An 8,046-nucleotide genomic window follows, 5' to 3' on the forward strand; every position below is an offset into this window, starting at 1 on the left:
GTTCGCCGACCTGCACACGCCCACCACACAAAATCTCCGCCTTCAGTCCGCCTGAAGGCGTTGTTCAAACCCGACTCTTTACGAAGGCCTCGGACATCCCGTTGGATTGCGGGCTCTTCACCGGCGTGAAGCAGGACTTCAACCCGAGCTGCTGGGCGAAGATGCGGGTGTCTTTGGCCGTGTAGGCGCTGCCGTTGTCCGACAGCACCTCGACCTTTTCCGGCGCGCGGTGCGTGGCGAACCTGCTCTCGACAGCTTCGAGCAGCATGTCGCGGACATCGGACCCGCTGATCCCGGCATTGGCAACGGCGCGCCAGGAGATGATCTCGCGGTCGTGGGCGTCGATCAGAAAGGCCAGGCGGATCACGTCGCCGTTCCAACATGCAAATTCGAGGCCGTCGCTGCACCAACGCAGGTTTGACCGCATCATGATGACCTTGCCGTCTTGGCTCCGTTCGGGCCGATCAAAGCCAGAACGCTGCAGCAGCAGGCTGTTGCGCTCCATGATGCGATACACGCGCTTATGGTTGACAGGCGGTAAACCCTGCGTTCGCAGTTCCCGGTTCAACAGCGCCGTGATCCGGCGGTATCCGTAGGTCGGGCGTTTCGCCACCAACGCCTGGATGCGTGGCAACACCACCGCGTCTTGGGCTTTGTGATAGCCCCGACGCGGCTTCGCGCTCCCGTTCAGCCGGTCGTGCAGGTTGGAGCGGGATACGCCCAGTGTTGTCGCCACCGCCTTCACGGCAAATCGTCCCGTTTCAGCGACTGCGCAAGCAAGGTCGGTTTTTTTGACCGCGACTTGTCCAGAGCCTCCTTGAGGATTTCGACCTCCAACGTCTTGCGCCCGAGCTGGCGTTCGAGTTCACGGATGCGGTTTTCCATCTCGCGGACGGTCTTGTTGCTTGTGACGCTGTCGTCCCCTGTCACGGCGATACTGCCTCCTTCGAGCATCAGCTTGCGCCAACGATACAGAAGATTGGGTGCCACGCCATTGCGCCGCGCAACGCCAGAGATGCTCTCGCCCTCATACAGCGTCTCCTCGACGATCCGCAGCTTCTCCGCCGCAGACCAGCGCCGACGGCGGCCACCATCGGTAATGATTTCTATCTCAGACATAAGCACGTGCTTAAGGCTATCCTTAAGCATCCTTGGTCAGGCCAAGGTGTCCGGTCGAAACGGGGGCCAGTTCAGTTCACTGCCGAAAAAGCTGGGACCATTTAATCTTTCGAAACCGCAAATTTTCGAGTGAACGTACGTTCGCAGACAATGATGTCTACGGCATTTATGAGTGTAACGGTGAATGTACAGCCAAGTTTGAACATGACCGCGACGGGATTCGGGCAGTCTGGGTTCGTTCTTCAAAAACGCTCTGCCTTTCCGCGGCGGAGCCTGCTAGAGCCTCGGGGAAAGACACACAGCAAAGCGGGCGAACATGAAGGTACTGGTCACCGGAGGCGCGGGGTTTATCGGATCGGCGGTGGTGCGGCTGGCGATCGCACGGGGGTACGAGGTTGTCAATCTCGATGCGCTGACCTATGCGGCTTGTCTCGACAACGTGGCCAGCGTAGCCGGGGCACCCGGCTATGCTTTCGAGCATGCCGATATCCGCGACCGCGACGCACTCGACCGGATTTTCGCGGATCATGCGCCCGACTCGGTGATGCATCTGGCCGCCGAATCCCATGTGGATCGGTCGATCGACGGGCCCGGAACCTTCATCGACACCAACGTCATGGGTACCTACACGCTGCTCGAGGCCGCGCGCGGCTATTGGCAGGGGCGGGGGCGGCCGGAGGGGTTCCGCTTTCACCATATCTCGACCGACGAGGTCTTCGGCAGTCTGGGGCCGACCGGCCAGTTCACCGAAGAGACGCCCTACGATCCGCGCTCGCCCTATTCGGCCAGCAAGGCGGCGAGCGACCATCTGGTGCGCGCCTGGCATCATACCTATGGCTTGCCGGTGGTGCTGAGCAATTGCTCGAACAATTACGGGCCCTTTCATTTTCCCGAAAAGCTGATCCCGGTGGTGATCCTGAATGCGCTGGCGGGCAAGCCGCTGCCGATCTACGGCGACGGCAGCAATGTGCGCGACTGGCTCTATGTCGAGGATCACGCCGATGCGCTCTTGTGCGTGCTGGAGCGGGGGGCTCTGGGCCGCAGCTACAACATCGGCGGCGAGAACGAGCGCAGCAATCTGGAACTGGTGCGCACGCTCTGCGCCATTCTCGACGCCAAGCGCCCCAAAGAGAGCGGATCCTACGCCGATCAGATCACCTTTGTCACCGACCGCCCGGGCCATGACGCGCGCTATGCCATCGACCCCACGCGCATCCGCGAGGAACTGGGCTGGCGGCCCTCGGTCACGGTGGAGGAGGGTCTGGAGAAGACCGTCGACTGGTATCTGGCCAACGAGCCCTGGTGGCGCGCGCTGCAGGACCGCGCCGGCGTTGGCGAGCGGCTGGGGACGGGCGGCTGAAAAGAGCCAGGCAAGGCGCCCTTGTTCGACGCGCCCCAGTTGCGGAACCAAGGGCGAACCCCGCCGGTCTGGCGTTTTGGCGACGTTGGCGCATCGCTCGTTCGGAGCAATGACTGGACAGAGATAAAGTGCAGAAAAATGCCGTTGCAGCGCCAACCCACGGTCCGGCGCTGGTCGCGGCGCCCCGGGCGCGTGGGGTTTGCAACACTGAATAGCTTTCTTGAAGGACCACGCCCTGCGGAGCTTTTGCGCCGCGCACCGCGCCCGATCCTGCACGAAACGCTATAAACGCTCGCACCAGCGCAGGTTTGCGCCTATGCAGTCGTGGCAGGTGAGACAACGGACAGGCAGGGCAATGACGATCCTCGTCTTCGGCAAGACCGGACAGGTGGCCATGGAACTGGCGCGTGCGGGCGGCGATCTGCTCTGCCTGGGCCGCGCCGACGCGGATCTGAGCGATCCTGCCGCCTGCGCCGCCGCCATCGAGACGCACAAACCGCAGGCCGTCATCAACGCCGCCGCCTGGACCGCCGTCGACAAGGCCGAGGATCATGAGGCCGAGGCCCAGGTCATCAACGCCGGGGCCCCCGCGGCCATGGCGCGCGCCTGTGCCGCGCTGCATATCCCGCTGGTCCATATCTCGACCGATTACGTCTTTGCCGGCACCGGCACGGCCCCCTGGGCCACGACCGACCCCGTCGCCCCGCAGAACGCCTATGGCCGCACCAAGCTGGCGGGCGAAGAGGGCGTGCGCGCCGCGGGCGGGACATATGCCATCCTGCGCACCTCCTGGGTGGTCTCGGCGCATGGGGCGAATTTCGTCAAGACCATGCTGCGTCTGGGGGCCGAGCGCGACCGGCTGACCATCGTGGCCGACCAGGTGGGCGGGCCGACGCCCGCCGCCGACATCGCCGACGCCTGTCTGACCATCGCCGCGCAGCTGCAGACGGACCCGGGGAAATCGGGCACCTATCACCTCTCGGGCGGGCCCGACGTCAGCTGGGCCGATTTCGCCCGCGCGATTTTCGATCTGGGGGGGCTGGATTGCGCGGTTGAAGATATTCCCAGCACAAGCTACCCCACGCCCACCGCCCGGCCGCTGAATTCGCGGCTGGACAATGCGGCGCTGACAGACACTTTCGGCATCGCGCGGCCCGACTGGCGAATCGGGCTGCGGGCGACCCTTTCGAACCTCGGAGCGCTCAAGTGACCAAACGCAAAGGCATCATCCTCGCAGGGGGCAGCGGCACGCGGCTTTACCCGATCACCATGGGGATCTCGAAACAGCTCCTGCCGATCTACGACAAGCCGATGATCTATTATCCGCTTTCCGTGCTGATGCTGGCGGGGATCCGCGAGATCGCCATCATCACCACCCCGCAGGATCAGGAGCAGTTCCAGCGCACGCTGGGCGACGGCAGCCAATGGGGGCTGAGCCTGGACTACCTCGTGCAGACCTCGCCCGACGGGCTGGCGCAGGCCTATCTGCTGGCCGAAGGGTTCCTGGCCGGTGCCGCTTCGGCGCTGGTGCTGGGCGACAACATCTTTTACGGCCACGGGCTGCCGCAATTGCTGGCGGCGGCGGATGCGCGGGCCACCGGCGGCACGGTCTTCGGCTATCAGGTGGCCGATCCAGAACGCTACGGCGTGGTGGATTTCGACGCTGAGGGCCGCGCCACCGCGATCATCGAGAAACCGCCCGTGCCGCCTTCGAACTATGCGGTGACCGGGCTTTACTTTCTCGACGGCACCGCGCCGGAGCGGGCCAAGGACGTGCGCCCCTCGGCGCGCGGCGAGCTCGAGATCACCACGCTGCTCGAGATGTATCTGCACGAGGGCCAGCTTGACGTGCAGCGCATGGGGCGCGGCTATGCCTGGCTGGATACCGGCACCCACGGGTCGCTGCTCGACGCGGGCAACTTCGTGCGCACGCTGGAAAAGCGGCAGGGCCAGCAGACCGGCTGCCTCGAGGAGATCGCCTTCGATCAGGGCTGGATCGACCTCGCGGCGCTCGAGGCGCGGGCCGAGATGTTCACCAAGAACGATTACGGCGATTACCTGGCGCGGCTGGCGGCGCAGGCCAAGCCCGGGTGAGCGCCCCTGTCGCCATCCTGATGGCCGTCTACAACGGCGGCGCGCTGCTGCGCGACCAGCTGAGCAGCATCGCCGCGCAGGACCATGCCGACTGGCGGCTGCTGGCCAGCGACGACGGATCGTCCGACAATTCCCGCGCGGTGCTCGAGGCTTTCGCAGCCGAGGGCCATGACGTGACCGTCCTGGACGGGTCCGGGCAGGGGGGCTGCGCGAATTTCATGTCGCTGGTGGCGCGGATGGGCGACCATGCCGCACCGGAAAGCTGGCTGGCCTTTTCCGATCAGGACGACGTCTGGCTGCCCGATCGCCTCAGCCGCGGGATCGCCGCGCTCGACGGTATCGAGGGCCCCGCGCTTTATTGCAGCCGGACCTGGGTCACCGATGCCGACCTGCGGGGCCGCCGCCTGTCGGCCGCGCGCCCGCGCGCCCCGTCCTTTGCCAATGCGCTGGTGCAGAACGTGGTGGCGGGCAACACCATCCTGCTCAACGCGGAGGCCGCGCGCCTGGCGCAGGCGGCGGTGCACGAGGCGGGGCGCGTGGTGGTGCACGACTGGTGGATCTACCAGCTGATCACCGGGGCGGGCGGGCGCGTGGTGCATGACGATGCGCCGACGCTGCTTTACCGCCAGCACGGGGCCAACCAGATCGGCGCCAACGACGCCTGGCGCGCGCGGGCGCGCCGCATCCGCCAGCTGCTGCGCGGCGATTTCGCGCAATGGAACGCGGTCAATATCGCCGCCCTCAGGGCCTCGGCCCACCGGTTCACCCCGGAAAACCGCACCCTGCTCGAGGATTTCGCCGCCATGCGCGGTCTGCCCTTCGCGCGCCGGCTTGCGGCCTTTGCGCGCCTGCCGGTCTACCGCCAGAGCGTGCCGGCGCAGGCCGCGCTCTGGCTGGCGGCGCTGCTGGGGCGGCTTTAAGGTCCGAAGCCCGGGGCGCGGCGGAGGCATCTCTGATCAATAAACAACATAATCTTCATTACAGGCCTTTATCGTATAGCCCGGACCGCGTAGGAAAAAAGCCCGCCCTTCGGGCGGGCCGGTGCGCGTCCTGAGCGCATCCTGCGGGTGGATCAGACCGTCAGCAGAATGTCGTCTAGCACCACCGCCGCGCCGGTGTCGGTGGTGAATTCCACCGCGTAGATGCCATCGAAGGCCGCCGCGTTGGTGTTGCCCACATCGTCGGCAAAGCCCACTGCCTCGAAATCCAGCAGCTCGGCCGGGGTGGCGCTGTCGGCGTCGAAGACAAAGCTGTCGGTGGCCTCCAGCACCAGGTTGAAGCTGGGAAAGCCGTTGATATCCGTCTCTTCCACCACGAACCCGCCGTAGGTGGTGATCGCCACTTGGCCCGCGCCGTCGGCGAGGTTGAGCGACAGCCCATTGAGGTCGAACGGCGTGCCGGCCCCCTCGGGCAGCGGATCGGGCAGGGACGGAATGTTCACGGACGTCCCCAGATCGCCCGGCCCGAAGGTCAGGCCTGGGGCGAGGATGGCAAAGGCGTTGTCCAGCGTCTCGGTCACGATGACAAGCGGCAGGCCGTCCTCGCCGCGCACCGGTTCGCCCTCTTCGTCCAGCACCGGTTCGGAGGTGACGATTGTGTTGAAGGTGCCCACCAGCACGTTCTCGCCCTCGGGCGTGGTCTGCCCGCTCTTGATCCCCGTGGGATTGCGCCCGTCGCCGCCCAGCTCGTTAGTCTCGATCACCGTGGCCTCGCCGCGAAAGCCGAAGCCCCGGTATTCGGGCAGCACATCGCCGGCCTGTAGCGGTTCGTTGAGTGTCGGCAAGACAATCTGTGCGCCTGCCTCGTCGGAGAGGTCCTCGAAATCCAACACCCGCTGGATTGGGCCAATGGGCGCATTCAGCGGATCGACGAAGTTCACCACGATCTGGCCGGAGGTGCTGTCGATGCCGTCACTGACGCTGTATTCCAGCGTGCCCAGCACCTCTTCGCCATCGCTCAGCCCGATATCGGCCAGGGTGATGGTCAGGCTCTTGGTCGTCGCATCATAGTTGAAGGGCGCGGTGGTCGCGCCGCCGTCGCCGCCGCCGCCGAGACCGAGGACTAGATCGCCGAAGGTGACCACCAGGTTGGCATCGGCGGTTTCCGCGTCCGAGATCAGATCGTTCATGTCAATGGTGAAGGTCAGCGCAGTTGGATCGTCGACGAGGACGTCCCCGGGTATGACACCGCCGCCGAACGGATCGGTGGCGGAAGGATAACCCGGCGCACCGGGGATATCGAGCGCCACCGGCGGGGTGTTGCCCGCGCCCGGCGTGTCGCCGATCAGATTAAGCGTGATGACGCCAGTATCGCTCAGCCCGACATCGTCCTCGACGGCGTAGTTGAGCAGGAAGGTCTGGGTTTCACCCTCGTCCACCGCCAGCCCGAGCGTGGCGATGTCGAGGATCAAGTCGCCGCCGTCGCCGGAGGTGACTCCGCCCGAGAACGGCACCAAAGCATTCGGAAAGGACGGATCGCCAGCATCGACCCGCACGCTGGTGATGGTCAGGATGTCGCCGATGTCGGCAAAGTTGGGATCGGTGATCAGCGCGGAGAGGCTGATGATGACCGGCCCGTCCTCTTCGTCGGCCACCACAGTCAGATCGTCCGCCACAGGGGGCGCATTGACGGGCGGCGGCGGGTCGTCGGCGCCGTTGATGATGATCGGCACGATGCCGGTGTCAGAAAGTTCGCCGTCAGTTACCAAGTAGCGCAGCGTCGTGGTCAGCGATTGACCCGCGTCGAGCCCGAAATCGGGGTCAATCCGCACCAGTCCGCCGCCTAGGATAGTGAAGGGAATGAGCGTTTCGCCGCGCTCGATGGCGATGTTCGAGAAGGTCAGCGGATCGCCGTCCACATCCGTCACCTGGGTGCTCAGATCCAGCACATAGGACCCGTCCGCCTCGTTGACGATGATCGCCTGGTCGAGCGAGACCGGCGCGTTGTTGCCGCCCACCTCGTAAAGGAAATCGCTGAACTGCAGGAACTCCACATGTTTGAGCCGGTCGGTGCCGTCCGACCCCACGGTGTCGGTGATCGTGACCTCGAGATCGTCGTTGATCGAGAAATCGTAATCCAGGATCGACCCGGAATAGAGTGCCGTGTCGATGCCGTTCTTGCCGTCGATCCTGTCGTTGCCCTGACCGCCCTCGACCGTGTCGTCACCGGTCCCGGCATTGATGTCGTCGTCGCCGACGCCGCCCTCGACCTTGTCGTTGCCGGCCCCGCCTTTCAGCCTGTCGTCGCCGGCGCCGCCGATAACGGTATCCTCGCCCATGCCTCCGGCGATGTTGTCGTCCCCCAGCCCGCCGCGCAGTTCGTCGTTGCCGTCATTGCCGTCAAGGTTGTCGTCTCCGGCCAGGCCACTGATCGTGTCATCGCCATCGCGGCCCTGAATAGTCGGGTCTGAACAACGCCCAACGCTCTGAATTTATGTGAGAAATGTCTTATTTTGTTGGCTTTGGCCTGCAGGG

5 protein-coding genes and 2 pseudogenes are annotated in these 8,046 nt (G+C 65.1%); 4 read left to right on the forward strand and 3 right to left on the reverse strand.

Going from position 1 to position 8,046, the window contains the following annotated elements; all coding sequences use genetic code 11:
- Positions 1-73: 73 nt before the first annotated feature.
- Positions 74-1,149, reverse strand: a pseudogene (locus RXV88_RS22640) (IS3 family transposase); the annotation flags it as partial.
- A gap of 286 nt (positions 1,150-1,435) precedes the next feature.
- On the opposite strand from RXV88_RS22640, the gene rfbB reads away from it, so the two are divergent.
- From rfbB to RXV88_RS22660, 4 genes are all read left to right on the forward strand, one after another.
- Positions 1,436-2,479: a dTDP-glucose 4,6-dehydratase gene (gene rfbB / locus RXV88_RS22645; RefSeq protein WP_316295943.1), complete on the forward strand. Its 1,044-nt coding sequence runs from the start codon at positions 1,436-1,438 to the stop codon at positions 2,477-2,479.
- Between the two features lie 355 nt (positions 2,480-2,834).
- A complete protein-coding gene (gene rfbD, locus RXV88_RS22650; protein WP_316295946.1) occupies positions 2,835-3,689 on the forward strand; it encodes a dTDP-4-dehydrorhamnose reductase in 855 nt (284 codons plus the stop codon).
- Positions 3,686-4,573 (forward strand): glucose-1-phosphate thymidylyltransferase RfbA, encoded by an 888-nt coding sequence (gene rfbA, locus RXV88_RS22655; protein ID WP_316295949.1) that lies wholly within the window; start codon positions 3,686-3,688, stop codon positions 4,571-4,573. The genes rfbD and rfbA overlap by 4 nt, the downstream gene beginning before the upstream one ends.
- Positions 4,570-5,493, forward strand: coding sequence for a glycosyltransferase (locus RXV88_RS22660; protein ID WP_316295950.1), 924 nt, complete (start codon positions 4,570-4,572; stop codon positions 5,491-5,493). Before rfbA ends, RXV88_RS22660 begins: the two co-directional genes overlap by 4 nt.
- A gap of 152 nt (positions 5,494-5,645) precedes the next feature.
- On the opposite strand, the gene RXV88_RS22665 is transcribed toward RXV88_RS22660, so the two are convergent.
- Positions 5,646-7,850 carry a calcium-binding protein gene (locus RXV88_RS22665; RefSeq protein ID WP_410468853.1) on the reverse strand — a complete coding sequence of 735 codons (2,205 nt, stop codon included), beginning with the start codon at positions 7,848-7,850 and terminating at the stop codon, positions 5,646-5,648.
- 21 nt (positions 7,851-7,871) lie between these two features.
- Positions 7,872-8,003: pseudogene (locus RXV88_RS23775) on the reverse strand (calcium-binding protein); the annotation flags it as partial.
- Positions 8,004-8,046: the final 43 nt, after the last annotated feature.

Origin of the sequence: Aestuariicoccus sp. MJ-SS9, from assembly GCF_032586235.1 — a bacterium.
Classification (GTDB): Bacteria; Pseudomonadota; Alphaproteobacteria; order Rhodobacterales; family Rhodobacteraceae; genus Aestuariicoccus.

What these genes read in the sequence shown, in the direction of transcription:
- rfbB (WP_316295943.1), top strand. Translation starts at nt 1,436, where the DNA reads ATGAAGGTACTGGTCACCGGAGGCGCGGGGTTTATCGGATCGGCGGTG.
- rfbD (WP_316295946.1), top strand. Translation starts at nt 2,835, where the DNA reads ATGACGATCCTCGTCTTCGGCAAGACCGGACAGGTGGCCATGGAACTG.
- RXV88_RS22665 (WP_410468853.1), bottom strand. Translation starts at nt 7,850, where the DNA reads ATGGGCGAGGATACCGTTATCGGCGGCGCCGGCGACGACAGGCTGAAA.